Source organism: Bacteroides intestinalis (assembly GCF_003464595.1).
In the GTDB taxonomy this organism is placed as follows: domain Bacteria; phylum Bacteroidota; class Bacteroidia; order Bacteroidales; family Bacteroidaceae; genus Bacteroides; species Bacteroides intestinalis_A.
On record NZ_QRZF01000004.1, the window covers coordinates 471,057 to 495,950 of the forward strand.

General features: G+C 43.3%; 21 protein-coding genes and 1 pseudogene. 10 read left to right on the forward strand and 12 right to left on the reverse strand.

Annotation, left to right across the window (positions count from 1 at the left end):
- Positions 1–83: 83 nt before the first annotated feature.
- Both DWW10_RS08485 and DWW10_RS08490 read right to left on the reverse strand, forming a co-directional pair.
- The gene (locus tag DWW10_RS08485) at positions 84–1,313 is read right to left on the reverse strand and encodes a DUF4934 domain-containing protein (protein WP_022394189.1); all 1,230 of its coding nucleotides are present in this window, start codon (positions 1,311–1,313) and stop codon (positions 84–86) included.
- 135 nt (positions 1,314–1,448) lie between these two features.
- Complete coding sequence (locus DWW10_RS08490) at positions 1,449–1,826, reverse strand: ribosomal maturation YjgA family protein (RefSeq protein WP_022394190.1); 378 nt, start codon at positions 1,824–1,826, stop codon at positions 1,449–1,451.
- Positions 1,827–2,254: 428 nt separating this feature from the next.
- Here DWW10_RS08490 and DWW10_RS08500 point away from each other — a divergent pair.
- Positions 2,255–2,899 (forward strand): annotated as a pseudogene (locus tag DWW10_RS08500) (DUF6266 family protein); the annotation flags it as partial.
- A 63-nt stretch (positions 2,900–2,962) separates the two neighbouring features.
- Here DWW10_RS08500 and DWW10_RS08505 read toward each other — a convergent pair.
- From DWW10_RS08505 to DWW10_RS08540, 8 genes are all read right to left on the reverse strand, one after another.
- Entirely contained in the window at positions 2,963–5,065 is a 2,103-nt protein-coding gene (locus tag DWW10_RS08505; RefSeq protein WP_118421275.1) for a ComEC/Rec2 family competence protein, read from the reverse strand.
- A gap of 57 nt (positions 5,066–5,122) precedes the next feature.
- Positions 5,123–5,773 (reverse strand): ribulose-phosphate 3-epimerase, encoded by a 651-nt coding sequence (gene rpe / locus DWW10_RS08510; RefSeq protein ID WP_007659779.1) that lies wholly within the window; start codon positions 5,771–5,773, stop codon positions 5,123–5,125.
- A 63-nt stretch (positions 5,774–5,836) separates the two neighbouring features.
- Positions 5,837–6,022, reverse strand: a complete 186-nt coding sequence (locus tag DWW10_RS08515) for a hypothetical protein (RefSeq protein ID WP_022394193.1) — start codon at positions 6,020–6,022, stop codon at positions 5,837–5,839.
- Between the two features lie 198 nt (positions 6,023–6,220).
- A complete protein-coding gene (locus tag DWW10_RS08520) occupies positions 6,221–6,862 on the reverse strand; it encodes a DUF4840 domain-containing protein (protein ID WP_022394194.1) in 642 nt (213 codons plus the stop codon).
- Positions 6,863–7,000: 138 nt separating this feature from the next.
- Positions 7,001–7,594 carry an RNA polymerase sigma factor gene (locus tag DWW10_RS08525; protein WP_022394195.1) on the reverse strand — a complete coding sequence of 198 codons (594 nt, stop codon included), beginning with the start codon at positions 7,592–7,594 and terminating at the stop codon, positions 7,001–7,003.
- A 223-nt stretch (positions 7,595–7,817) separates the two neighbouring features.
- Positions 7,818–8,789 carry a methionyl-tRNA formyltransferase gene (fmt, locus tag DWW10_RS08530; protein WP_118421191.1) on the reverse strand — a complete coding sequence of 324 codons (972 nt, stop codon included), beginning with the start codon at positions 8,787–8,789 and terminating at the stop codon, positions 7,818–7,820.
- An 11-nt stretch (positions 8,790–8,800) separates the two neighbouring features.
- On the reverse strand, positions 8,801–10,591 hold the full coding sequence (locus DWW10_RS08535; protein ID WP_022394197.1) for a chloride channel protein: 1,791 nt from the start codon (positions 10,589–10,591) through the stop codon (positions 8,801–8,803).
- Positions 10,592–10,729: 138 nt separating this feature from the next.
- On the reverse strand, positions 10,730–11,293 hold the full coding sequence (locus DWW10_RS08540; RefSeq protein WP_118421274.1) for an L-threonylcarbamoyladenylate synthase: 564 nt from the start codon (positions 11,291–11,293) through the stop codon (positions 10,730–10,732).
- An 80-nt stretch (positions 11,294–11,373) separates the two neighbouring features.
- On the opposite strand from DWW10_RS08540, the gene DWW10_RS08545 reads away from it, so the two are divergent.
- From DWW10_RS08545 to aat, 5 genes are all read left to right on the forward strand, one after another.
- On the forward strand, positions 11,374–11,808 hold the full coding sequence (locus DWW10_RS08545) for an acyl-CoA thioesterase (RefSeq protein ID WP_022394199.1): 435 nt from the start codon (positions 11,374–11,376) through the stop codon (positions 11,806–11,808).
- A 215-nt stretch (positions 11,809–12,023) separates the two neighbouring features.
- The gene (locus DWW10_RS08550) at positions 12,024–12,743 is read left to right on the forward strand and encodes a hypothetical protein (RefSeq protein WP_022394200.1); all 720 of its coding nucleotides are present in this window, start codon (positions 12,024–12,026) and stop codon (positions 12,741–12,743) included.
- Positions 12,744–13,086: 343 nt separating this feature from the next.
- The gene (locus DWW10_RS08555) at positions 13,087–13,395 is read left to right on the forward strand and encodes an ATP-dependent Clp protease adaptor ClpS (protein WP_022394201.1); all 309 of its coding nucleotides are present in this window, start codon (positions 13,087–13,089) and stop codon (positions 13,393–13,395) included.
- A gap of 16 nt (positions 13,396–13,411) precedes the next feature.
- Positions 13,412–15,640 carry an AAA family ATPase gene (locus DWW10_RS08560; RefSeq protein ID WP_022394202.1) on the forward strand — a complete coding sequence of 743 codons (2,229 nt, stop codon included), beginning with the start codon at positions 13,412–13,414 and terminating at the stop codon, positions 15,638–15,640.
- A 4-nt stretch (positions 15,641–15,644) separates the two neighbouring features.
- On the forward strand, positions 15,645–16,283 hold the full coding sequence (gene aat, locus DWW10_RS08565; protein WP_007210110.1) for a leucyl/phenylalanyl-tRNA--protein transferase: 639 nt from the start codon (positions 15,645–15,647) through the stop codon (positions 16,281–16,283).
- 13 nt (positions 16,284–16,296) lie between these two features.
- On the opposite strand, the gene yaaA is transcribed toward aat, so the two are convergent.
- Positions 16,297–17,061: a peroxide stress protein YaaA gene (gene yaaA, locus DWW10_RS08570; RefSeq protein ID WP_022394203.1), complete on the reverse strand. Its 765-nt coding sequence runs from the start codon at positions 17,059–17,061 to the stop codon at positions 16,297–16,299.
- Positions 17,062–17,283: 222 nt separating this feature from the next.
- Between yaaA and recJ the strand changes: the two genes are divergently transcribed.
- Complete coding sequence (recJ, locus tag DWW10_RS08575) at positions 17,284–18,999, forward strand: single-stranded-DNA-specific exonuclease RecJ (RefSeq protein WP_007210108.1); 1,716 nt, start codon at positions 17,284–17,286, stop codon at positions 18,997–18,999.
- Positions 19,000–19,101: 102 nt separating this feature from the next.
- Complete coding sequence (locus tag DWW10_RS08580; RefSeq protein WP_022394204.1) at positions 19,102–21,027, forward strand: RecQ family ATP-dependent DNA helicase; 1,926 nt, start codon at positions 19,102–19,104, stop codon at positions 21,025–21,027.
- Between the two features lie 50 nt (positions 21,028–21,077).
- Here DWW10_RS08580 and DWW10_RS08585 read toward each other — a convergent pair whose 3' ends face one another.
- Positions 21,078–21,878, reverse strand: coding sequence for a M48 family metallopeptidase (locus DWW10_RS08585; protein WP_022394205.1), 801 nt, complete (start codon positions 21,876–21,878; stop codon positions 21,078–21,080).
- 193 nt (positions 21,879–22,071) lie between these two features.
- On the opposite strand from DWW10_RS08585, the gene DWW10_RS08590 reads away from it, so the two are divergent.
- Together DWW10_RS08590 and DWW10_RS08595 are read left to right on the forward strand one after the other, a co-directional pair.
- Entirely contained in the window at positions 22,072–23,028 is a 957-nt protein-coding gene (locus tag DWW10_RS08590) for a tetratricopeptide repeat protein (protein ID WP_181991735.1), read from the forward strand.
- Between the two features lie 4 nt (positions 23,029–23,032).
- Positions 23,033–24,748 carry a DUF6377 domain-containing protein gene (locus DWW10_RS08595; RefSeq protein ID WP_022394207.1) on the forward strand — a complete coding sequence of 572 codons (1,716 nt, stop codon included), beginning with the start codon at positions 23,033–23,035 and terminating at the stop codon, positions 24,746–24,748.
- The last annotated feature ends 146 nt before the right edge of the window (positions 24,749–24,894 follow it).

Below are 24,894 nucleotides of genomic sequence, written 5' to 3' on the forward strand. Positions count from 1 at the left end.
TCTTAAACTATTATTTTTCTAATTATCAAAGAAATACATTTTTGCCCACCCCAAAAGGGGTGGACAAGAATACATGCCATTTTTTATTTGGGTACTGTAATAGCGACTATCGGATTGGAATCATCCGTCAATTCTTTCAGTACTGAGAGCTTGTCATTTTCCGCTGCTTCGGGATTTTCTTCCAGCCATTCCAATACAGTGCCGGAGTCTATAATCATTCCATATTCTCCCTTCATGCTACATGCTTTAGGACGAAAAGTCATAAATCCGTTCAGGTCATCCGTTATACCATCTGCTTCGGCATACATACGGGTAGTCTTTGCTTTCCGGTCATAAATACCATTGAATGTCTTGGGATCTGAATACAATCCCTGGATACACTGGAAGAAGACATTATCTTTTGTTTCAAAAATACAACCTACCAACAAGCGATTTTCATTGTCTTTAGAATCGGTACGCGCCTCTGCTCCCCAATGCCATTTACCGGTAGCGAATGCAATATAAGGAACCAGACCATTCCTTTCTACGGTATAGATCGTATCATTAAAACTCTCTTTAAACCGTACTTTTCCATCACTCTTCCATAAGAAGGGAATACCTGTAATACTTGCCGAATTCTCCCCACCTTTAAAGTTACTCAAAACAATAGCCGCATTGCCTTGCTTGATCACACTGATGCTGGCAATATCCTGCACGCCCTTTTCCGGCAATATCGGAAATAGACTGGGAACCGTATCCACCTGTTCGCCCGCCTCGTTGAAAAATAGCAGCGAACGGGCATTGTATCCCATAGCCAGATTATTATAATGTCCGATCACCAATGAATCTGTAAAACAGAAATCTCCCGGTGAGGCCGGAGGGGTAGGAATAGTCAGTTTACCGCGATACTTTCCCTGCATATCATACTTTTGCAAAGTAGCAGGGCGACGCATAAAGTAAAGCAGTCCGTCCACATCATTATACGTAGGTGCCGGTCCTGAATATGCCTCCGGATCTTCTCCCACATGACCAACCTTAGTTAAGAACTTGCCTGTTTCCTTATCAAACAAAAAACAGTTTTTTCCTGAAACAACTGCAATTTGCTTATCCAGCAATAGAATATTAGGACTTCCACCTATCAAGCATGAATCAGTAGTTTCCAACAAAACATAACGCACATCACTTCCCAATTCCGAAAGTTTCAACTCAGCAGGCTTCTCCATAGCACCTGCCACATCAATCGAGTATAATCCATCTGCAGAGGATTGCGGAGTACCGGTACAAGCAGCCATCAGGCAAACCAGACCTGCGGCGTATAACCATCCTTTTTTCATAATTCTTAGTGTGTTTTCAAATTCAACATTTATAACATCTCCGCAAATAAACTAATATTTTTAGTTTCAAAACTAAATTTTATCGTTAAAGAACTAAAAAGTCCAATTAAAAGAGGGATTCAAAAGGAATGGCCACTACTTCTTTATAAAGAATAGAGGCACACACCCCACTGCATAACAAACAATGTCCCACCATGAGAATGACGTACCCAATACTACTTTTGCCAATGTACAATCTTGTAATCCCAGTACAGTAATAAGTTGAAGGTACTGCAACACTTCAATGCAACAAGCAAACAGGAATATCCACAATGGTAGTCCGCGCAAAGGTTCAGTGATAAATATACGCACAAAGCAGTATATCAGTATCACTACCAACACGTCACCCATATAGGGACGTATAAATGCATCGCGAACAAAAAGAGCTATTAGCGTTTCAACAATAAACAGTCCGATAAAACAGATGGCATAAAACCAACGGCTGCCAATAAATGTAGTATTCTCAGTATTCATAAATTCTTTTGTCGTAATAATGCCTGTAAAAATATCATTTATTTTCTTACAACTTCTACTTTCGGATGAGAAATGTGAATGAAATTTTGTAGCAAGTTAATGATTCATCGATTCCTAAAAGGAAGTCTGCTCCCCACTTGAACAATACCCGGGACATACTTGCTCCGTACCAACTCCACTCAGAGGTACCTCTACACGGAGAAAACACGGAGTTGATACGGAGCAAGTGTATTTCAGATAAGAAGAGGGCTATGCAACCTATCGGAAGAATAATCTTTCCGACAAATTCAGCACATCTAAGCAAATGACTGCAAACGGACGCAAAAATCACAAATATGAAGATAAACGCTAAAATCGTTAGGTGAAAGAGAAAGTTTTTCTATACCTTTACGACATTATGAAAATAAAGAATTAAAAAACACGATAGCATGGGAATCATCAATCAAGGCATTTTGGGAGGCTTTTCCGGCAAAGTGGGGCCAATAGTAGGATGCCACTGGAAGTCAAAATATTATATACGTGCACATGCTGCCAAAGTCAGCAATCCACGTACAAAGAAACAACAGGAACAGCGGGGTAAATTTGCAACAGCATTCAGCTTTCTAAAACTAATCAAACCATTTATACGTATCGGTTTCAAAGAGTTTGCGGAAAAGAAATCAGCATTTAATGCTGCCATGTCTTATATGCTGAAGAGAGCAGTAGTAGGCGATGGGAATGAAATCATTATTGACTTTAACCGGGTACTGATATCCACGGGAAGCCTGATGCCTGTATTTGAGAGTAAAGCTACTGTATCTGACAATAAAATGATTTTCAATTGGAAAGATAACAGTGGCATGGGGAATGCAGAGGGCACAGACATAGCCATGGTACTGGTGTACAACAAAGATAAAGAAGAGGCTGTATATGACACTGAAGCCGGTCTTCGCCAAGACCAAAGTACCCAACTGGCACTTCCGACCAATTGGCAGGACGATGAACTGGTAGCATATCTCAGTTTTCGTAGTGCCGACGGTTATAGTGTGGCTAATAGTGTACGCGTATCAATCTCAATAGTTGAGGTATCAGAAAGAGATTATTCATCGCTCAGTCGTCTTTATTCTATTGGAATACGAAAAAATGACTCAGACTCTCTACAAACGAATACAAAGTGCTCCCCTCTCTTTCAAAGAGACACAAGGAATAGCCAAACGGAAGCAATCCTCTTTGAGGATGTCACCACGATAATCAGAAAGGGAAGTATCCAGAATAACAGCCCTGATACGAAACAAGGTAGTTAATTCCTTGATGCGCCCTTTATAGCCTTTAGAAATATATAGATAATCAATAGATAAAGGATGGCTCGAAATTTTATTCCGCCAGCGGGCATCGTGAAGCAAGCAAATCCGCTTGCCGCCATAAGAAACAATATGGTTATGGAAAGCAAAACCGGAGGTAGCGTAATCACCGGTTAATACTTCGGGAGCGGAAAGACGCTGATGATTCCAATTCGGAGAAAGCGCACGATACAAACGGGACACATCCGGTAAGCTATCGGCACAGGCCAACCAGGACTTCCCGTTAGCGGCAAGGCAATGAACAGCAGGACAGTTACGCACATTATAAAAGGCAATACTGCACTGAGGTACAGACAAACTAACCAAAATTGCATGATAAGTAGTAAGAAGAAGCAAACAACACAAAGAAAAATAGATACTACGGGAGGTACGAACAGAAAAACTCCTGAACAGAGACAAAAGAAAAATATAAAACAGCATTATTTCCCAACATTCCGTCCAGAGTCCATCAATGGAAGACACGGGAAATTGTTCTATACGGCGTAGAACATTATTCTGGCTACTTAGTAATATATTGACAACAGATGCAAATCCTTGCTGTAGAAAAGGGAAAGGAGTAAGAATAAGCATAAAAACAGCAGAATATAAAATCAACGTTACCATAGGAATTACCCACAAGTTCGTTAGCAGAAAATGAGTTGAGAAACGGGAGAAATAAAGAATAACCAAAGGAGCCGTACCAATTTGCGCAGCAATAGAAACTGTCAGCAGGCCCCAAATGTAACGAGGAATACGATGTCGTACGGAAAGTAAATTATAAAGTTTGGGTTGAATGAGTAAGATAGAAGCTACTGCAACAAAAGATAATTGAAAACCGACATCAAACAACCAAAGCGGATTATAAAGCAGCATCAGAAAAGCAGTAGCAGCCAGAGTATTCAGTGTTAACGGTTTCTCCGGCTGCAGACTGGATATCGCTAACAAAGAAAACATGATAACAGAACGTACCACAGAAGAAGACAGTCCCGTTAGGAAGGCAAATCCCCATAAAAAAAGAATAATCAGAAAAAGGCCGAAAGACTTAAAGTAACTCCAACGCTTCCATATAAGAGACAAAAGAAAAAAGAGTAAAGCATACAAAAAACCGATATGGAGCCCCGAAAGAGCCAGCACATGACTGGCACCTGTTATTGAATAAGTCTCCCGGATGTCTTCACTCAGGTTTTCTTTGTCTCCAACAGTGAGGGCGGAAAGTACAGCCAGATTATCTCCCTGAAAACCTAAATGATGATAGAGTCCCACCACTTTTTTCTGATAATCCGAAGCTATCTGACGGAGAGTACGAGAAGCATCATGTCCCACTATCCGCCAATGTCCGGCAGGGATATAAGCCGTACCAGTACCATCTTTACGGACAAGATAACGTATATAATCGAATTCATCAGGATTGCCATTATTAACCGGGGGAGTAAGTCGGGTGTGCACCCACAATCTATCTCCCCGGCTCAATGAAGCAGTAGTAGAATCCTTCGGGAAATAGAACAAGAAAGTATGCTCATGATCACTTCTCTGCACAGCTCCTTTTTCCACTCTCCCTTCTAACTGAACCCGACATAAAAGACTTTTTTCCTTCACTTCCGGCTGTTCACTGATAACTGCCTGGTAGACTGCTGCATCACCTGAAAAAGGAAAATCCATACGATGTAAATGTTCCCCTGATATGCCGGCACCCAAACCAAAGCAACAAAGAAATACAGAAAGACCATACAACCAATGAATTCGATATTTACCGGAAAGAAAATAAGCGAGAAGGAGTAAAAGGAAACCTGTCAAACAAATCCATACAGGAGAAAACGTGGAAAACAAATAAGATGTCTCTTCGGGAATATTTAAGGAAAGCTCTGCACGCTGATGGAAGAAGTATGCATCTCCGCATATAATACCACCTGTCAACGGCATCAAAAGTCGTAAGAAAGGATGCCGCTGCAGGGTGTTGTTTATCAACTGAATGTAAAGTTAGAGTTCTTTTAACGAATGTATCATCCCTTCGGGATCAGGAGCGGCAAAGACCGCATTTCCTGCAACCAGTGCATCAGCACCGGCAGCCACCAGACGGGCACCTGTTTCCAGGTTCACACCGCCATCCACCTCGATCAGCGCTTTTGAACCGGTACTATCTATCAGAGCACGCAATTCACGTACTTTCTCAATGGTATGTTCTATGAATTGCTGTCCGCCAAAGCCGGGATTTACACTCATCAGCAGCACCATATATACATCCTGGATAATATCTTTCAGCATAGCTACAGGAGTAGCAGGATTCAGCGTGACAGCTGGTTGCATACCAGCTTCACGTATTTGTTGCACTACCCGGTGCAGGTGCGGACATGCTTCGAAATGCACGTTCATGGTGTGTGCCCCCAACGCTTTCACTTCATGAATGAATTTCTCGGGTTGTACTATCATCAGATGTACATCCAAAGGCTTCTTTGAAATCTTTGCCACGTACTTCAATACGGGAAAGCCGAAAGATATATTGGGAACGAACACACCGTCCATAACATCAATATGTACCCAGTCGGCTTCACTGCGGTTCAGCATTTCCAGGTCCTTTGCCAGATAAGCGAAATCTGCGGACAGGATTGAAGGAGCTATGATTGGTTTCATAATACACTACATTTTACAGATTATATATAGATATAACGTACAAATGTAGACAAAAGATTTCATTCATCCTAATATTATCCCCTGCAAGCCTTGCGGAAGCTGAGATACAGCCCGGTAATTACGGGCCAGGCTACGAAGAAAATCTAAAGTTTTCTCGGAAGGTTGCGGACGTTCACCGGATATTGTATCATCGGATGTACGCGGTTTTACGGATGAAGAAGAAAAAGAAGGAGTAGTTTTTTTATCCATAGGCTTATTGAATTAGTTATAATCAAAATTACAAACTGCTATAAAAAATGCAGGAGTAACTCTGTATGTTATAGAACGGGAGAAAGAGAGAAATAGTATACAATAAGCTGTAAAAAACGTAAAGAAAATATATAATTTAGCCCAAGGCAATACTAAAGCACTGCGCTTGGGCTATAAGCTTGATTGTAATGAGGAGATTTATTTTGCTTTGGCTAAGCCGAATGAGAAAGTTGCTGCAGGAAGTTCAATAGGTTCACCATTCACTTTCACACCAGTTACCTGAAGTTTGAAAGCCAATTTGCTGCCGGCATAAATAAAGCTACCTGCTTCGGGTGCTGCAATTGTCACTTCTACTTTCATGTCCGGAGTTTCTCCTTCACCTTCGCCCTCACCTTTAGTAGGTTCTACAGTCGGAAGGTTGAATTCGATAATCAACGGTTCGGGAGCAAATGTCATGCTAATAGCTGTCTTGTCATCATTGAAAGCAGGGGTGTACTTTACTTTATAATTCACGTCACCCACAGCCTCGATGATTCCGGGAGCAGCTTCTTCAGGCACAATGGCCTTAATCAAATCTTCTACCGGGAACTTTTCGAATGATACATTCTCATTGGTTACTTCTGCGGTTACATCCGTACCTTCGGGAGCTTCTTCACCTTCTTCTGCAGTCGGTACCGGAGCCACTACTTGCAGTTTACCGGTATAATCACCTACTACATCTGTCAATACGGGATCGTTAGGTTTAGGTTCATTGTCATCATCGCAAGATGTGAAAGTAGTTATCAAACCAAGGGTCATTACAAGAAACACGAAACGCTTTAAACAATGTACTTTTTTCATTACTTTAATAAGTTTAGTCTAGTAAATAATAAAATTAATAATTCACATAATTAAGGTTGTACGTACATTAGGTTAAACGGGCACATGTCATAAATACTGCACCCGGAAAAAAGAAAAATTCATTAAAGTATGTATATTTTAGTCTATCGTCAACACGATTCCATGCTTCTCCGCCATCCGTCTCAGGTTTAAAATAGCATAACGCATCCGCCCCAAAGAAGTATTGATACTGACTCCAGTCATCTCGGCTATCTCCTTGAAACTGAGGTCTTGATAAAAACGCATATGTACAACTTCACGTTGTTCGTCCGGCAAGTGTTTTATCAGACGACGCACATCTGAGAGGATCTGATGGTTTACGATTTCAGATTCAACCGTCCCTTCGGATAAACGGATATTATTTAGTAAATTCCGTTCTTCCTCATCACAGGATACCAGATTCTCCTGTTTTTCCTGACGAAAACAGTCGATAATAAGATTATGGGCAATACGGGTCAACCAAGCAGGAAATTTGCCATTTTCATTGTAACGCCCTTGCTGAATAGTGACAATAGCTTTTGTGAAAGTTTCCTGGAATATATCTTCCGCCAGTTCTTCATTACGTACCGTGTAATAGATATACGCATAAAGACGGTCCTTATAACGGTTCAACAGGATATCGAATGCCTCGTTATTACCTTGTGCATAAAGGGCTACCAACGTTTCGTCAGCAGCATTTGTTTGCTTTTTCATTACGTGTGTTTTTAGATTTCAGCGTAATGTATTCCGATAGGCATTCAATGTTTAGTAGTTAATAATACGCAAAGAAAGGAAATTTTTGGGAAAGGAACAAAAATATAAGCAATTATTAAGTGACAAGCTACAAGCTACGAGCTACAAGTTGTTGCGCTATCACTCTGCATAACACTTGTAGCTCGTAGCTTGTTACTTGTAGCCTGTAGCTTGTAGCCCGTAACTATTTCATTCTGAATTCTTCGGTCAACCGGAAGCCACGCAGAAGTTCATCTGTCTTCAGGCGTTTCTTGCCTGGAAGCTGCAAGGCATGTATATCGATAAAACCATCTGTCGCAGCCACATGGATATAAGTTTTGCCATCTGTCAGCAAAGTACCGGGAACTAACTCATGGGACTTAAATATCTTTTTCGTCTCAAATATCTTCATAACTACCGCTTCTCCATCGGGTTGAACCAATTCTGACCAGGCTGCCGGATAAGGAGACAAACCACGGATAAAATCATAAATACGTTTGATAGGTTGATTCCAATCGATGCGACATGTATCTTTAAATATCTTCGGTGCCGGACGCAACTCACCTACAACCGCCATTTCTTCCTGTGGAATAGGTTTCACTGCATCATTCAGGATTGCATCTACCGTTTCAGTTACCAGTTTTCCACCAAGCATCATCAGTTTATCGTGCACAATGCCTACATCATCTGTATCTGCGATAGGAATACGCACTTGCTGAATCACTTCGCCTGTATCAATCTCATGACGCAGGAAAAAAGTCGTGATCCCCGTTTCTGTATCACCATTGATAACTGCCCAATTAATGGGAGCGGCTCCCCGATATTGGGGCAAAAGAGAAGCATGAAGATTGAAAGTTCCCAAACGTGGCATATTCCATACCACCTCGGGCAACATACGGAAAGCAACCACTATCTGCAAATCGGCTTTCCACTCACGCAGAGCTTCGACAAAAGCCTCATCTTTCAGTTTTTCCGGCTGCAATAAAGGAAGATTCTGTTCCAGTGCATATTGCTTCACAGGAGAGAACTGAAGTTTATGTCCCCTACCCGCCGGTTTATCAGGCATGGTGATGACTCCTACTACATTATATCCACCTTCTACCAAACAACGCAAGGACTCCACTGCAAAATCCGGAGTACCCATGTAAACAATCCGTAAATCTTCTTTCTTCATCATATAAAAACTTTTTAATCTTCAGAGAAATGTACCAATACCTGACGGTATGAGTTGAATATCTTAGACTTGGAGACAAATCCCAAATAATGTCCTTCTTCATCTACTACAGGAAGGTTCCATGCTTTCGTATCATCAAACGTACGCATCACCTGCTCCATGCTATCCGTATCATACAGACGTGCGGGGATAGCCGTCATCAGTTTCCCTACTGTGAAACGATGATATAGTTCCTGTCTGAACATGATATTCCGGATATCGTCTAAGGTGACAATTCCAATTAGTATCCCACTCTTATCCGTTACAGGGAATATATTACGCCGTGAAGCCGAAATAGCCTTCACCAACTCACCCAAATCCATTTCAGGATGAACCACAACAAAATCTTTCTCCACGACATTCTCTACTTTCATCAGGGTAAGTACCGCTTTATCCTTATGATGGGTTAGCAATTCTCCCTTTTTGGCCAAACGCATGGAATAAATACTATGAGGTTCGAAAACTATAATCGTCAGATATGAACTGGCAGCTACAATCATCAGCGGCAGGAAAAGATCATATCCTCCCGTCAGCTCGGCTATCAGGAAGACTCCGGTCAGCGGGGCATGCATGACACCACTCATCACCCCTGCCATACCCATCAAGGCAAAATTCTTTTCGGGTAAATAGTACGAGAAATCAAACTTATTGCTGAAAAAGGCGAAGACGAAGCCTGCAATACAACCCAGATACAAAGAAGGTGCAAAAATACCACCGCAACCTCCACCACCGTTTGTGGCACTAGACGCAAACACCTTAAACAAGATAATCAGCATCAGATAAAGCAGTAGCAAATTACCGTGTCCATAAAAGAATGAGTTGTTCATGACTGTGTCCCAATCCGCATTGGAAGTACCGTTCAGCAATAATTCAATGGTGTCGTAACCTTCACCATAGAGCGGCGGAAAAAGAAATATCAGGATACTCAGCATAATACCACCTAAAGCCAGTTTCTGGTAAGGGCCTTTCAGTTTGCCGAAAACACCTTCTACAGAATTCATGGCACGGGTAAAGTAGAGTGAAACCAGTCCGCAGAAAATACCCAGCATAATAACGTAAGGAATGCGCTCCATCTCGAATGCCTGATCTAGATGGAACTTAAACATTGCTTCCGTTCCGGTAGTGATATAAGAAACCGTTGCAGCTGTCACCGCAGAAATCAGCAACGGAAGCAGAGAGGTCATAGTCAGGTCTATCATAAGCACTTCCAGCGTAAACACTAATCCTGCAATAGGCGCCTTGAAAATACCTGCAATGGCACCGGCAGCACCACAACCCACCAAAAGCATCAAAGTACGGTGCTCCATTTTGAAGACACTTCCCAGATTGGAACCAATAGCAGAACCTGTCAGTACAATAGGTGCCTCCGCTCCTACCGAACCACCAAAACCAATGGTTATGGAACTGGCAATCACAGACGACCATGTATTGTGTCGCTTAATCCGCCCTTGCCGACGGGAAATGGCATAAAGGATTTTTGTAACTCCATGACTGATGTCATCCTTCACGACATAACGTACAAACAAGCCTGCCAGAAAAATTCCCACTACCGGATAAACCAAATAAAGGTAGTTGGCCTCCGTTGTATTGAAATTATTCGTCAGGAAATTTTGTATCCAGTGTATCAACATCTTCAGTATCAAAGCTGTAACAGCCGTAAAAATACCTACCAGAAAACTGAGTATCAGGATAAACTGTTTTTCCTTTATATTCTTTTCACGCCATAAAAGGAAACGCTGAAACAAACTTCTCTTCTCTTTTTCCATATACCTATATTTACCATTCTAAACGAAATAAAGAATTTACTCTCATATCTATTTAATAAGAGAGAAAATTCTTCGACAAGCTCAGAGCATAAGTGAACTTATAGAGATAAGACCAACAATAGCTTATAGCCCGTTATCTTATTCCCGAATAATTTTTATAACTCCACCTTTATCCAGTTTTATAATGCTGGATGGTTTCGGATGTCCTATTTCTTCTTGTCGATAGCCTACCACGTAGTCGACCATGGACTTAAGTTCTTCTGTGATCTCACTATAATTTGCCGGTGAAGGTTGCCCGCTGATATTAGCTGACGTAGAAACAATCGCCTTACGAAACTGTTGACAGAGACGTTTTGAGAATTCTTCATTCGTCACCCGGATACCTACACTGCCATCTTCGGCAATCAGGTTGGATGCCAGGTTTCGTGCACCGGAATAAATGATTGTCAGCGGTTTGTCTGCCACCTCAATCAAATCCCAGGCTACTTCCGGCACATCCTGCACATAGAAGTCCACCTTTACAGGAGAATCGACCAACACAAGCATCGCTTTACTGTCCGAACGCTGCTTTATCTGATACACTCGCCGCACAGCTTCTTCGTTGGTAGCGTCACAACCTATGCCCCAAATGGTGTCGGTGGGGTACAGAATGACTCCGCCTTCGTTCATCACTTGACAGGCTTTTTTAATATCTTCTATCATTTCTTGGTGTATAAATACAGTGATTAACACGCAAAAGTACTATTTTTGCACGGATTAATAGAAAAGTTTAAGAGAAAACAATGGAAGAAATTCAATTTAACCACACCCTGCCCATACAACTACGATTTAATGATGTCGATAAGTTCGGCCACGTGAATAATACGGTTTATTTCTCTTTCTATGATTTGGGAAAAACCGAGTACTTTGCTTCCGTATGCCCGGACGTCGATTGGGAGAAAGACGGCATTGTCGTCGTACATATAGAAGCGAACTTTCTTGCACAGATTTATGGCTCGGATCATATCGCTGTACAAACAGCCGTTACTGAAATCGGCACCAAAAGTTTTCATCTCGCACAGCGGGTGATTGATACGGAAACACAGGAGGTCAAGTGCATATGCACCTCCATTATGGTAGCTTTCAATCTTGAGAAGCATGAATCTAAACCTCTGGAGGAAGAATGGATTCGGGCAATCTGTAAATACGAAGGAAGGGATTTAAGAAAGAAAAAATAAAAAAAATAGAATACAAGAAGTCCCCTTCTACTGCACCATTCCTTTATACATAAGGACTGCATGTGAAGGGGATTTCTTATACATAGCGACAAACTCCTGTTTTCTAATAAAACACTATTAGTCAATCCCATACAAATCATTAATTTGGATAACACAAATATATTGTATAGTTTTGTTGTACGCATACTGCATATGACATAAAAGCGACTAATATTATGAAAAAACAAAAACTTTCCTTTTCCACACTGCTGCAAGCCGGTTGTTCTGCCATTTTATTTATCAGTTGCCTACTGCCTTGGCTAAACATCACATCACCACAAGAGTCTTTAAGAGGAGAATTCAGTCTTATCAATATGCCTGTACAAACAGTGAGTGATACAGGAATAATGACTAACACATTCCCACCGGCAGGTTCAATTTTCGACTATTACCGAATAGTGCTCTATGTTATTCTCTTCTTTATCTTCATCAACATATTTATTCAACTCATAAAAAAGATTCCCCTTTTTACATGTTACTCATGTCTGCTTCCAACATGTTTCAGCTATCTCTTTTGGGCAAGAGTAGCAGACTGTGGAAATTATCTTGAATGTGCAGGAATCGGCCTTTATCTGACTAACATTTTTGGTACAATTGCCATTGCAGCCGCATGGACGGATCTTGGAAGAAATTATGAAATCCATAGAAAATTGTTCAGTTTCTGTTGGAAATGGAGTATGCTATGCTTCGTGCTTCCAATCATTCTAATTCCCCTTTCCGGTTTTCTTAGAATTCAGACTTTCGATATTCATATAATCCAGCAAATAGTATTCGCATTTACTACCGTTTGCTTCATTATCTGGGCAATAGGAATCATGCAAATACCATTTTTAATATATGCAAAAATCGTAAATCAAATATCAAAACAAAAAAATCATCAAGTGAGACACTTTTGATTAAAGAGTCATTAAATCATTCACTTTGTATAACCATAGAGTTAACCCCACACGGTAACTCCATTTACACACCGAGGTAAAGGTCGTTACATACCGAGGTAAATGGCGTTACAATAAGGGGTAAAGACCGTTACATGCGGCAGTAAATGCTTTTACATCTTGAAGCAAACAACAGGTAAATGTTATCAATTGATTATCAACAAACTATAAAATCTCATCAGTAATATTTAATTTAGTTCTATACAGATATGAATACACAGGCAATAATCGACATATTGCTACAGTAAGTTTAATACTCGTTACAGCCTTAATCTGCCTCTTTTTTTATAAATTTGCCCCCATTATGGAACAGCAACAATCATCTTTCAAAGAAAAGGAACGTACAGATCTACGCGAACCGCAGCACTTCAAGGTGATCATCTATAACGATGACTTCACCACGATGGAGTTTGTCGTCAAGATACTTACTACCATATTCTTTAAATCGGCAGCAGAAGCAGAAACGCTGATGCTACAGGTACACAAGAGTCAATCAGCAGTGGTAGGCATCTATACATACGACATTGCACAATCGAAAGTACAGAAAGCCACCCGTATGGCACGCGAAGAGAATTTTCCACTCCGGCTCACCGTTGTGCCGGAAGAAGAATAAGAATTAGGAGAAGATTATGGATATACAAAATACAGTGCATGTGAACAGCGCATTCACCTATGCACAAAAAAAGGCAATATCTTATCGCCATGAATTTATCACACCTGAGCATTTGCTGAGTGCATTTCTGGAACAGAGTCCCTTTGCCAATGCTTTAAATATGTGTTTCTGTGATGCCCAGGAACTTGCTTTCTCTTTAGAGAATTATTTCACGGAAGAACTGGAAAGCGTTCCCGCAGACATGGATTATGAACTGGAAGTTTCAACCCAGCTCAACGAGTTGATACAACATGCCTATCTGATGATAGACTATTCAAGTGCTGAAGCATTGAACGTCCCCCATTTAGTGCAAAGCATGCTTCAGCTCAAAGACTCCTGGGCATGCCATATTCTGAAAGAAGCTCTTGAAGAAGAACTACCCGAATTTATCAGCCAACTCATCTCCCGATATGAAGAAGTGGAGGAAGAAGACGATCTGCAAACCTCTCCACAGGAAAAAAGCGAACCCTGGCGAAACTTTGTAACTTGTCTGAATGACTGTCTGCAAGACCACAATCCACTCATCGGACGGGAAGCTGAACTGGAACGAACCATCCAGGTACTCTGTCGCAAAGAGAAAAACAATCCGTTGCATGTAGGCGAACCGGGCGTTGGCAAAACCTCCCTCGCTTACGGACTCGCTGCCCGCATCGAAGCACGTGAGGTCCCCGAACGACTCCTCGACTGCCGTATCTACGAACTGGATTTAGGTACTCTACTGGCAGGTACGCAATACCGGGGTGACTTTGAAAAACGCCTGAAAACCATTATGGAAGGTGTCCGTAATGAAGGACGTGCCATCATCTATATCGACGAGATACACAATCTGATAGGTGCCGGACGTACAGGAGACGGTTCCATGGATGCATCCAACATGCTGAAACCTTATCTGGAAAGCGGAGACATCCGTTTCATCGGCTCTACCACTTACGAGGAATACAACCGTTACTTTGCCCGCAGCAAGGGATTGGTGCGTCGCTTCCAACAAATAGATATACTTGAACCAAGCATTGAGGAAACCATCCATATTGTAGAAGGACTAAAAGAAAAATATGAAAAATTTCATGGAGTAACCTATCATCCTGATGTAATCCCTTACGCCGTCAAAGCGAGTGTCCGCTACATCAGCGACCGCTTTCTGCCCGACAAGGCTATCGACCTGGTGGATGAAGCAGGAGCTTACCGCGAAATTCACCCTATACCTTCCGGAGAGCAAATTGTAGACAAGACATTGATAACCGATGTACTCGCCCGTATCTGCAAAGTAGATGCACTCGCCATGAAAGAAGAAGATACCACCTCACTGGAAACTTTGCATGCACGTATCAGTGCCAAAATTTACGGCCAGGAAGAGGCAGTGCGCCAAGTGGTGGAAGCCGTACAAATGTCCAAAGCCGGACTGCTGGATGAAAACAAACCGCTGGCAAGCCTGCTCTTCGTCGGTCCTACCGGAGTAGGTAAAACCGAAGTAGCCAAAGTGCTGGCCTCCGAACTGGGTATTTCCCTGCAACGTTTCGATATGAGCGAATATACCGAAAAGCATACCGTAGCCAAATTAATCGGTTCACCCGCCGGATATGTAGGCTATGAAGACGGTGGTTTATTAACCGATGCCATTCGCAAAACTCCCAACTGCGTACTGCTGCTTGATGAAATTGAGAAAGCCCATCCCGATGTATTCAATATTCTGCTACAAGTAATGGACTATGCTGTTCTTACGGATAATAAAGGACGAAAAGCCGACTGCCGCCACGTTGTACTTATCATGACTTCAAATGCCGGTGCACAATTTGCCCGTCAGGCATCTATCGGATTCAGCAGTCAGATTACAGCCGGGGAAGCCATGTTGAAACAGGTCAAGAAGACCTTCAAGCCGGAGTTTATCAACCGTCTGTCCGCTACTGTCGTTTTCCACGATATGAGTCGGGAAATGGCCTCACTGATCCTCGACAAGAAGCTTGGGGAACTGAGCAGCAAGCTTGCCGCACGCCAGATAGAGATGGAACTGAGCCCGGAAGCCCGCAACTGGTTATTGCAACGTGGATTCCTGCCCGAATATGGCGCCCGCGAAATGGACCGTGTGATAGCTTCGCATCTGAAACCACTCCTGATGCGTGAAATCTTATTCGGTTCCTTAAAATCCGGTGGTAAAACTTGCATACAGGCAGACAAAGATCAATTAGTCTTACAACTTTCAACAAAGTGATACTATGGTCTTTGCACTAACTGACGAAATTACATTTCCCGATCCGCACTACGGCGATCCGGACGGATTGCTGGCAGTAGGCGGTGACCTGTCGACCGACCGCCTCATCCTGGCTTACTCCAACGGGATATTCCCCTGGTACACTTTTCAGGAGGGAATGATACAATGGTGGTGCCCGCTGGAACGCTTCGTCATTTTCCCCGACGAAATCCATATCTCCCACTCCATGCGAACGCTCATAAACAAAGGGAAGTACGATGTCACTATCAATCAGGCTTTCGATGAAGTCATCCGTAAGTGCGGAGAACTGAGGATGGATATGGAAGGCGCCTGGCTCGGTCCGGAGATGATAGAGGCTTACACACTTCTGCATGAACAGGGCTTTGCCGCCAGCGTGGAAATATGGGAAGGGGAACAGTTAGTAGGCGGACTCTATGGAGTCACCTTGGGGCGCTGCTTTTTCGGTGAAAGTATGTTTTCACTGGTTCCCAGTGCATCCAAGTTAGCCCTCATCCACTTGGCACAATTCTTCGGAGAGCATGGCGGAGTACTGATAGACTGCCAGTTCGAAACTCCCCATCTGAAATCGATGGGAGGAAGATATATCAGCTACGAAGAATATATGGAGTTTCTGCAATCATAACTACCTTCGCTGGTCACACCAGCGTAAATTGCAAATGTTCATCCGTACTGCGTCCTTCATCGTATGCGAAGCCCTCCCACGTAAATGCTTTCAAGTCTTCGGGATTTTCAATGCGATTTTTAATAATATAGCGTAGCATTTCTCCGCGGCACATCTTGGCATATATCACAATTGTCTTTAGCTGCCCGCCTTTCCATACCTGGAATTCGGGAGTAATGACACGGACTTCTTCTTCTACTCGCTTCCAGTCGAACAGATCTCTCATCTCACCACTGGCAAGATTAACGAGTATGCCACCCTGACGTTTGATATCCGCTATAAAATAATCCGTCAGCAAAGGTTTCCAGTAATCAAACATAGTCATCCCTCCCCTTTCGGGCAGGCGTATATCTCCTTCCATACGATAAGGCTTTATCCCGTCCAACGGACGAAGCAGTCCGTACAGAAAGGAAGTGATGCGCATGTGTTCTTGAGCGTAACGAAAATCATCTTCGGAAAAATCTTTCGGTACTATACGTTTGAACACCGCACCGGTATAGGCACAGATAGCGGGCATTGCAGAATTTGCCTCCGAAAAGAAATCCTGATAGCGCAGATAATTCTCAGCGGCAATCTTGGAATTTATACGTAACAGACGTTCCAGGTCAGCAGCTGAAAATTGCCCCATATCCAAGGCATTCTGTACTGCTTCCGCCTGAAAGTACGGAACAGTTATTTCAGGGACTCCTACAGATGTGCGTGCCGTCATCGTTTTGGCACAAGAGATGAATGTCAACATATCACGTTCAAAGTTTTTTAGGAAACAAAGATAATACAAATCGAATGTAGAACTTTCATGCTCGCATGAAAAAGTTTTGCGCAAAGTTTTTCCGCATAACCTTCCTCTGTTTCCATACTTTTTCGTACTTTTACGCCTTGTTGGAAAAATACAGGCTTTTCCCGAGAGAAACGAAACCTCTTCCAACCACGAGACTGAAAAAAGGAAAAAACAATATATAAAATGACTCACAAATGGAATTATCAACCCATTACACCCGAACAGGCAGAGACAAGCCAAAAGTTGGCCCAAGAATTAGGGATTAGCCCGATTCTTGGCGGATTATTGGTGCAGCGGGGAATAACGAAGGCACAGGATGCCAAGAAGTTTTTCCGCCCGCAGTTGCCCGACTTGCACGACCCATTCCTGATGAAAGACATGGATGTGGCCGTGGAGCGCCTTAATAAGGCAATGGGAAAGAAAGAGCGTATTCTGATTTATGGTGATTATGATGTAGACGGCACTACCGCAGTGGCACTGGTCTACAAGTTTATTCAACAGTTCTATTCGAACATTGACTATTACATCCCCGACCGCTACAACGAAGGTTACGGGGTATCTACCAAAGGGGTAGACTATGCCGCAGAAACCGGTGTAGGATTGATTATCGTACTGGATTGCGGCATCAAAGCTGTAGAGGAGATAACCTATGCCAAAGAAAAAGGCATTGACTTTATCATCTGCGACCACCATGTGCCCGACGATGTACTTCCACCTGCCGCCGCTATCCTGAACGCCAAGCGTTTAGATAATACGTATCCTTACGAGCACCTTTCCGGTTGCGGCGTAGGCTTCAAATTCATGCAGGCATTTGCCATCAGTAATGGCATCGAGTTCCATCACCTCATTCCACTGCTCGACCTGGTTGCCGTAAGTATCGCTTCGGACATTGTTCCCATCATGGGAGAAAACCGGATACTTGCTTTCCACGGATTGAAACAGTTGAACAGTAATCCCAGCGTAGGTTTGAAAGCGATTATCGACGTATGCGGATTGACAGAAAAGGATATTACCGTCAGCGACATCGTGTTCAAGATAGGCCCGCGCATCAATGCCTCCGGACGTATTCAGAACGGAAAAGAAGCCGTCGACCTGCTGACTGAGAAGGATTTCTCCATGGCTTTGGAAAAAGCCAATCAAATCAATCAATACAATGAAACCCGGAAAGATCTCGATAAGACCATGACCGAGGAAGCCAACCAGATTGTAGCTGATCTGGAAGGACTTGCCGAACGCCGTTCTATCGTGCTATACAACGAAGATTGGCACAAAGGTGTTATCGGTATCGTTGCCTCCCGCCTGACGGAAATTTATTATCGCCCCGCAGTAGTGCTGACCCGTACGGACGATATGGCAACAGGTTCCGCCCGTTCCGTATCCGGTTTTGACGTGTATAAGGCGATTGAATATTGCCGTGATCTGCTGGAAAATTTCGGTGGTCATACCTATGCAGCCGGTCTTTCGATGAAAGTGGAGAATGTTCCCGCCTTTACCAAACGCTTCGAGGAATTCGTTTCACAGAACATCCTACCGGAACAGACAAGTGCGGTCATAAATATCGATGCAGAGATAGATTTCAGGGATATTTCTCCGAAATTCTTTAATGACCTGAAGAAATTCAATCCTTATGGTCCGGATAATCCGAAACCGATATTCTGTACACATAATGTCTATGATTACGGTACCAGTAAAGTAGTGGGGCGTGATCAGGAGCATATCAAGCTGGAACTGGTAGACAACAAATCGAATAATGTAATGAACGGCATCGCCTTCGGACAAAGTTCGCATGTACGTTTCATCAAAACCAAGCGTTCGTTTGATATCTGCTACACCATTGAAGAGAATACCCATAAACGGGGCGAGGTACAGTTGCAGATAGAGGATATTCAACCTAATTAGTTGGAGAAGTTGAGAGTTGAGAATGGAGAGTTGAGAGTTACCATACGGTTTGACTACTCACTTTCCACCTTCAACTCTCAACTTCCCATAATACCACACCCTATGACTGCGCAGCCTAACTCTCAACTCTCCATTCTCAACTCTCAACTTCTCAAAGAGTACTGGGGATATGATAACTTCCGGGGCATACAGGAAGATATCATCAATAGCATTGGCGAAGGCAAAGACACCCTGGGGCTGATGCCTACGGGCGGCGGAAAGTCCATCACATTTCAGGTGCCTGCACTTGCCAAAGAGGGGCTTTGCATAGTTATTACTCCCCTGATTTCTCTGATGAAAGACCAAGTACAGAACTTGAAAAAAAGAGGAATCAAAGCACTTGCCATCTACTCCGGAATGTCCCGGCAAGAGATTATCGTCACGCTGGAAAACTGTATTTTCGGCAATTATAAATTCCTGTATATATCGCCCGAACGGTTGGATACGGAAATCTTCCGCACCAAGCTACGGAAAATGAACGTCAGCATGATAACCGTTGACGAAAGCCATTGCATTTCACAATGGGGATATGATTTCCGTCCTGCCTATCTGAAGATAGCCGAAATACGTGATCTCCTACCCGGTGTCCCTGTGCTGGCACTGACTGCAACCGCTACTCCGGAAGTCGTGAAGGACATCCAGGCGCGGCTGTGCTTCCGGCAGGAAAATGTTTTCCGCATGAGTTTTGAACGGAAGAACCTTGCCTACATAGTCCGCAAAACAGAAAATAAGACCGGAGAACTTCTTCACATCCTACGCCGTATGCCGGGTAGTGCCATTATTTACGTACGCAATCGTCGGCGAACCAAAGAAATCACCGAACTTTTAATTAACGAAGAGATTACCGCCGACTTCTACCATGCCGGTCTGGATGATGCCACCAAGGATATACGTCAGCATCGCTGGCAGACAGGAGAAAGCCGTGTAATGGTTGCCACCAATGCTTTCGGCATGGGTATCGACAAACCCGATGTACGTATCGTAATCCACCTCGATTTACCGGACTCTCCCGAAGCTTATTTCCAGGAAGCAGGACGTGCAGGACGTGACGGCAACAAAGCGTATGCCGTAATACTCTATGCCAAATCGGACAAAGTCACCCTTCATAAACGTATCCCGGACACCTTTCCGGAGAAAGACTATATCAAACAGGTGTATGAACATCTGCAATATTATTACCAGATGGCAATGGGAGACGGTTTGGGATGTGTCAGAGAATTCAATCTGGAAGACTTTTGCCGGAAATTCAAATACTTCCCTGTACCTGCCGACAGTGCATTGAAGATTCTGACGCAAGCAGGATACCTGGAATATACCGACGAACAGGACAATGCCTCCCGTCTTTACTTCACCGTCCGCCGTGATGAACTGTATAAATTACGCGAACTGGGAGAGGACATGGACAAACTTATTCAAATCGTTCTGCGCTCTTACACCGGAGTATTCACGGATTACACCTTTATCAACGAGAATTCACTTGCGGTACGTAGCGGATTAACGCGACAACGGGTGTACGACTTGCTGATACGTCTATCCAAGATGCGTGTCATCGACTATATTCCACATAAAAAGACACCTTATATCATATACACGCGCGAACGCGTAGACAGGCAACATCTGCAAATCTCCCGCAGTATATACGAGGAGCGTAAGGAACGTTATGAAGCCCGCATTCAGGCAATGGTAGATTATGTAACGACCGAAACCGTTTGTCGCAGCCGTATGCTTCTACGCTATTTCGGAGAGAAGAATGAACATAACTGTGGAATATGCGATGTCTGCCTCAGCCACCGTGCCGAGACTCCCGAGCTTTCCTCCCAACAAATAAAAGAAGAAATTAAAGAATTGCTTCGCAAACAACCTCTGACACCTGCCGATATTGCCTCACAGATAGAAGCAGATAAAGAAATCATCTCTCAATGCATCCGCGAATTGCTGGAAGATGAAGATCTGAAAGCGGAGAACGGCATCATAAGCCTGAAGGCATAAGAAAGGGCGTACAGTGAATTGCACGCCCTTCTTCTTATTATATCAAAATATTATTCCGCTACCGCCGGTTTCTCAATACCTTCACTGGTTGCACGTTCTTCCATACGTTGGATACGGGCATCCAAATCAGGATGAGTAGAGAACAATTGATTCAGCTTACTACTTTTCTGCGCACCGGCTTCTTCCTGCAATTTCTTCAGCTTTTGGAAAGATAAAGCCATTGCCCAGGGATTCTTACCATGACTTTTCAGGAATTCATATCCATAGTCATCAGCACTTCTCTCCTGCTTCTGTGAATATGTAGAGTTTACCAGAGCCTCACCCAGATCACCCAACTGAGAATCAGACAACTTAGCTGCCGTACCACCTTGTGAAGAAATACCATCCTTCAAAGCTGAAGTCAGCAATGCCGTACGAAACCCATTCTTAGAGTCCTTGTGTGCCACGTGACCTACTTCATGTCCGATTACACCCAGCAATTCATCATCCGTCATGATATCCATCAAAGACGAGAAAATGCGCACACTACCGTCAGCACAAGCAAATGCATTGACATCTATCACATAATAAACTTTGAAGTTCAAAGGAATTCCCTCTACATCCGTCAAGCCTTCAGTCAGCTTTTTCAGACGAATTGTATACTCATTATCGTCGGCACATACCTGATTGTGTTTATCCATCCAGTCGATATACTCTTTTACATATTCTGCCATCTGAGCGTCAGTCAGAGTAACAGCTTTAACAGCTTTAGCCGCACCTTTCAGTGCTTTTACATTAAACTGAGCCATTGCAGGCATTGTCACGGCCATACATAACATAAAGAAGGCCCACTTCATGAAAATCTTTTTCATTCTTGTGTTTTTAATTTAGAAATGATGATTAATTAATATAATTGGTAAATGTGTCGCAAAAGAACAAATTTTAAATGATACCATCAATAATAACACGGATGTTTTTTCTTTTTAGACGGAGTTCTTGGTATGGAAACAAGATTTTTATGTAAGTTTGCAAAAAGAATAAAAACAAAACACCTAAGAAATACAGATTATGGGATTCTTTAAATCTTTCTTCTCCGGCAAACAAGAGAAACCGGAAACTGAGAAACAGAAAAACGATCAAAAGAACTTCGAGATATTCAAGTATGACGGCATGCGTGCACAACGCATGGGGCGTCCCGATTATGCAATCAAATGCTTCACGGAAGCCCTCGCCCTTCAGGAAGACTTTGAAACCATGAGCTATCTGAGCCAGGTTTACATTCAAACCAATGCCCTCAGCGAAGCGCATGAACTGCTGGAACGCATGGCAAAACAGGAACCGGACCACACCTCCACTTTCCTCACCCTTGCCAACGTATGCTACCTGCAAGAAGACTATCAGGCAATGGCAGACGCCGCACAAAAAGCTATTGAAATAGAAGAAGGAAATGCCATGGCACACTATCTTCTGGGTAGAGCCAAGCAAGGTATGGACGACGGTATCATGAGCATTGCCCATCTCACCAAAGCCATTGTACTGAAAGACGACTTCACCGAAGCCCGCCTGCTGCGTGCCGAAGCCTTAATCAAGATGCAGCAATACAAGGAAGCTACCGAAGATATCGACGCTATACTCTCCCAAGATCCCGATGAAGAAGCTGCATTACTACTCCGCGGTAAAGTGAAAGAAGCAGCAGGACAGCAGGAAGAAGCCGAAACCGATTATCGCTATGTAACAGAATTGAATCCATTCAACGAACAGGCTTTTCTTTGCCTGGGACAACTTTATATCGTCCAGAAGAAGTATCCCGAAGCTATCGCACTCTTTGACGAAGCCATCGAACTGAACCCTAATTTCGCACAAGCCTATCATGAACGCGGTCGCGCCAAGTTGCTAAATGGTGACACGGCAGGCTCTGCAGAAGATATGAAGAAAGGATTGGAGTTGAACCCTAAAGAAATCCAAGGAATCAGCGGACAATACGACAATCAGCCAAGACAAACGGACGTTTTAGGATTGTAGCGCCATGAAAAGCGGCCTCTTTATACTCATTGTATGCCTTCTTTTTCCTACCTACGTCTGTGCAGACACTTCTAAACATGCATTAGAAGAAAACAGGAAATTGCTTCACTCTTTAGATAGCCTGCTGGAACAGCAGGATCTATTTGTCAGAGTAAAAGAGGAGCGCATCAAGCAACTGAAAATGCAGTATAGCCGGGTCAAAGATGTAAAGGAACTCTATGCCATGAATAGAATGGTCTATTTGGAGTATCGGGTTTATGATGCGGATTCCGCCCTGCATTACATCAACAAGAACATACAACTGGCACAACAGACCGACAACCGTACCTGGGAAGTGGTCTCTTTGCTCGAACAATCATTTGTCCTCACCTCCTCCGGACTACTGACCGAAGCCTTGAAAGCCGTCAGTGACATTCAACCGGAAGAATTACCCCAAAATCTCCGTTCCGAGTATTTTGGCAGGTTATGTACACTCTATTCCCGCCTGCGAGATTACTCCAGTGAGAACTCCCAACTGTCGGAACATTACAATAATCTCCAAAAGGCTTTCCGAGACTCGGTATACCTCACAGCCACTCCCGACGAATTGCGCTACTGGAATTGCCGGGCATGGCTCTACCTGGGAACCCCGGAAATAGAGCCCGTCAAACAGGCATTTGAGGAAAACAAGCAAACATTGTCTAACGACAGCCGCAAGTATTCCATAGCTACCTATAATCTCTCCGCCATTTACCGGAGCGAAAACAACGAGAGCAAATATCTGGAGAACCTCATTCTTTCGGCTATGGCAGACATCCGGTCTGTCAACGGAGATATCGGCTCTTTGCAGGAAATAGCGGAATACCTATTTAAGCATGGAGAAATAGACCGCGCCTATAACTACATCCTCTATTGTTCTCAAAAAGCCATGCTTTTCCACAACCGGGTACGAATAGTCAAAATGTCTCATTTGCAAAACCAAATCTACAAAGCGTACCAGGAACAGAGCCGCACACAGCAAAAGCGCCTTCAAGCCTCCCTGATTGCCGTCAGTTTCTTATTCCTCGTACTGATCGGCGCCTTCCTGTTCATCCGCAAGCAAATGCGCCGGCTAAAAGAAGCCAACTTGAAGTTAGACAGTACAAACCAGAAGCTGTCCGTCAATATGGATGCCCTCTCTACAGCACATCAACGTCTGGAAGAAGTAAACATGCAACTGAAAGACTTGAATACGCAATTACAGGAAGTCAACGACCAGTTGCGGGAATCTAATTACGTAAAAGAAGAATATATCGGCTATGTATTCAACATCTGCTCCACCTATATCAGCAAGCTGGAAGAGTTTCGCAAGAACATCAACCGGAAACTGAAAGTAGGCCAGATAGAAGATGTAAAAGCAATGACGGACTCTTCCGCAACAGCCTCCAACGAACTGAAAGAGTTCTACCAGAATTTCGATACCATCTTCCTGCATCTCTATCCCGATTTTGTAGGTGACTTCAACGCCTTACTGCTACCCGAAGAGCGCATCGAACTGAAAGAAGGCGAACTACTTAATACCGAACTGCGCATACATGCCTTGATAAGACTCGGCATCACAGACAGCGTGAAGATAGCGGACTTCCTCCATTGTTCCGCACAAACGGTTTATAACAACCGGCTCCGCACCCGGAATAAATCCATTATCCCGAAAGAAGATTTTATAAATGCAGTGAAAAAGCTCGGAAAATACAAAGCGTAAGCCCTGCTCTCTACTACCGATTCCACTTAAAGAGTTTACTTCCGAGCCTCTCATTTTCAGAAAACAACACTAATAATCAAACACTTATCAGTTTTAACAGTTTACTTCGCCTGTTTACCTCGCAGAGTAAGCAACCCTTATTGCGC

Excerpts from the sequence above, each read along its gene's own strand:
- DWW10_RS08485 (WP_022394189.1), bottom strand. The coding sequence starts at position 1,313 with ATGAAAAAAGGATGGTTATACGCCGCAGGTCTGGTTTGCCTGATGGCT.
- DWW10_RS08490 (WP_022394190.1), bottom strand. The coding sequence starts at position 1,826 with ATGAATACTGAGAATACTACATTTATTGGCAGCCGTTGGTTTTATGCC.
- DWW10_RS08505 (WP_118421275.1), bottom strand. The coding sequence starts at position 5,065 with ATGCCGTTGACAGGTGGTATTATATGCGGAGATGCATACTTCTTCCAT.
- rpe (WP_007659779.1), bottom strand. The coding sequence starts at position 5,773 with ATGAAACCAATCATAGCTCCTTCAATCCTGTCCGCAGATTTCGCTTAT.
- DWW10_RS08515 (WP_022394193.1), bottom strand. The coding sequence starts at position 6,022 with ATGGATAAAAAAACTACTCCTTCTTTTTCTTCTTCATCCGTAAAACCG.
- DWW10_RS08520 (WP_022394194.1), bottom strand. The coding sequence starts at position 6,862 with ATGAAAAAAGTACATTGTTTAAAGCGTTTCGTGTTTCTTGTAATGACC.
- DWW10_RS08525 (WP_022394195.1), bottom strand. The coding sequence starts at position 7,594 with ATGAAAAAGCAAACAAATGCTGCTGACGAAACGTTGGTAGCCCTTTAT.
- fmt (WP_118421191.1), bottom strand. The coding sequence starts at position 8,789 with ATGATGAAGAAAGAAGATTTACGGATTGTTTACATGGGTACTCCGGAT.
- DWW10_RS08535 (WP_022394197.1), bottom strand. The coding sequence starts at position 10,591 with ATGGAAAAAGAGAAGAGAAGTTTGTTTCAGCGTTTCCTTTTATGGCGT.
- DWW10_RS08540 (WP_118421274.1), bottom strand. The coding sequence starts at position 11,293 with ATGATAGAAGATATTAAAAAAGCCTGTCAAGTGATGAACGAAGGCGGA.
- DWW10_RS08545 (WP_022394199.1), top strand. The coding sequence starts at position 11,374 with ATGGAAGAAATTCAATTTAACCACACCCTGCCCATACAACTACGATTT.
- DWW10_RS08550 (WP_022394200.1), top strand. The coding sequence starts at position 12,024 with ATGAAAAAACAAAAACTTTCCTTTTCCACACTGCTGCAAGCCGGTTGT.
- DWW10_RS08555 (WP_022394201.1), top strand. The coding sequence starts at position 13,087 with ATGGAACAGCAACAATCATCTTTCAAAGAAAAGGAACGTACAGATCTA.
- DWW10_RS08560 (WP_022394202.1), top strand. The coding sequence starts at position 13,412 with ATGGATATACAAAATACAGTGCATGTGAACAGCGCATTCACCTATGCA.
- aat (WP_007210110.1), top strand. The coding sequence starts at position 15,645 with ATGGTCTTTGCACTAACTGACGAAATTACATTTCCCGATCCGCACTAC.
- yaaA (WP_022394203.1), bottom strand. The coding sequence starts at position 17,061 with ATGTTGACATTCATCTCTTGTGCCAAAACGATGACGGCACGCACATCT.
- recJ (WP_007210108.1), top strand. The coding sequence starts at position 17,284 with ATGACTCACAAATGGAATTATCAACCCATTACACCCGAACAGGCAGAG.
- DWW10_RS08580 (WP_022394204.1), top strand. The coding sequence starts at position 19,102 with ATGACTGCGCAGCCTAACTCTCAACTCTCCATTCTCAACTCTCAACTT.
- DWW10_RS08585 (WP_022394205.1), bottom strand. The coding sequence starts at position 21,878 with ATGAAAAAGATTTTCATGAAGTGGGCCTTCTTTATGTTATGTATGGCC.
- DWW10_RS08595 (WP_022394207.1), top strand. The coding sequence starts at position 23,033 with ATGAAAAGCGGCCTCTTTATACTCATTGTATGCCTTCTTTTTCCTACC.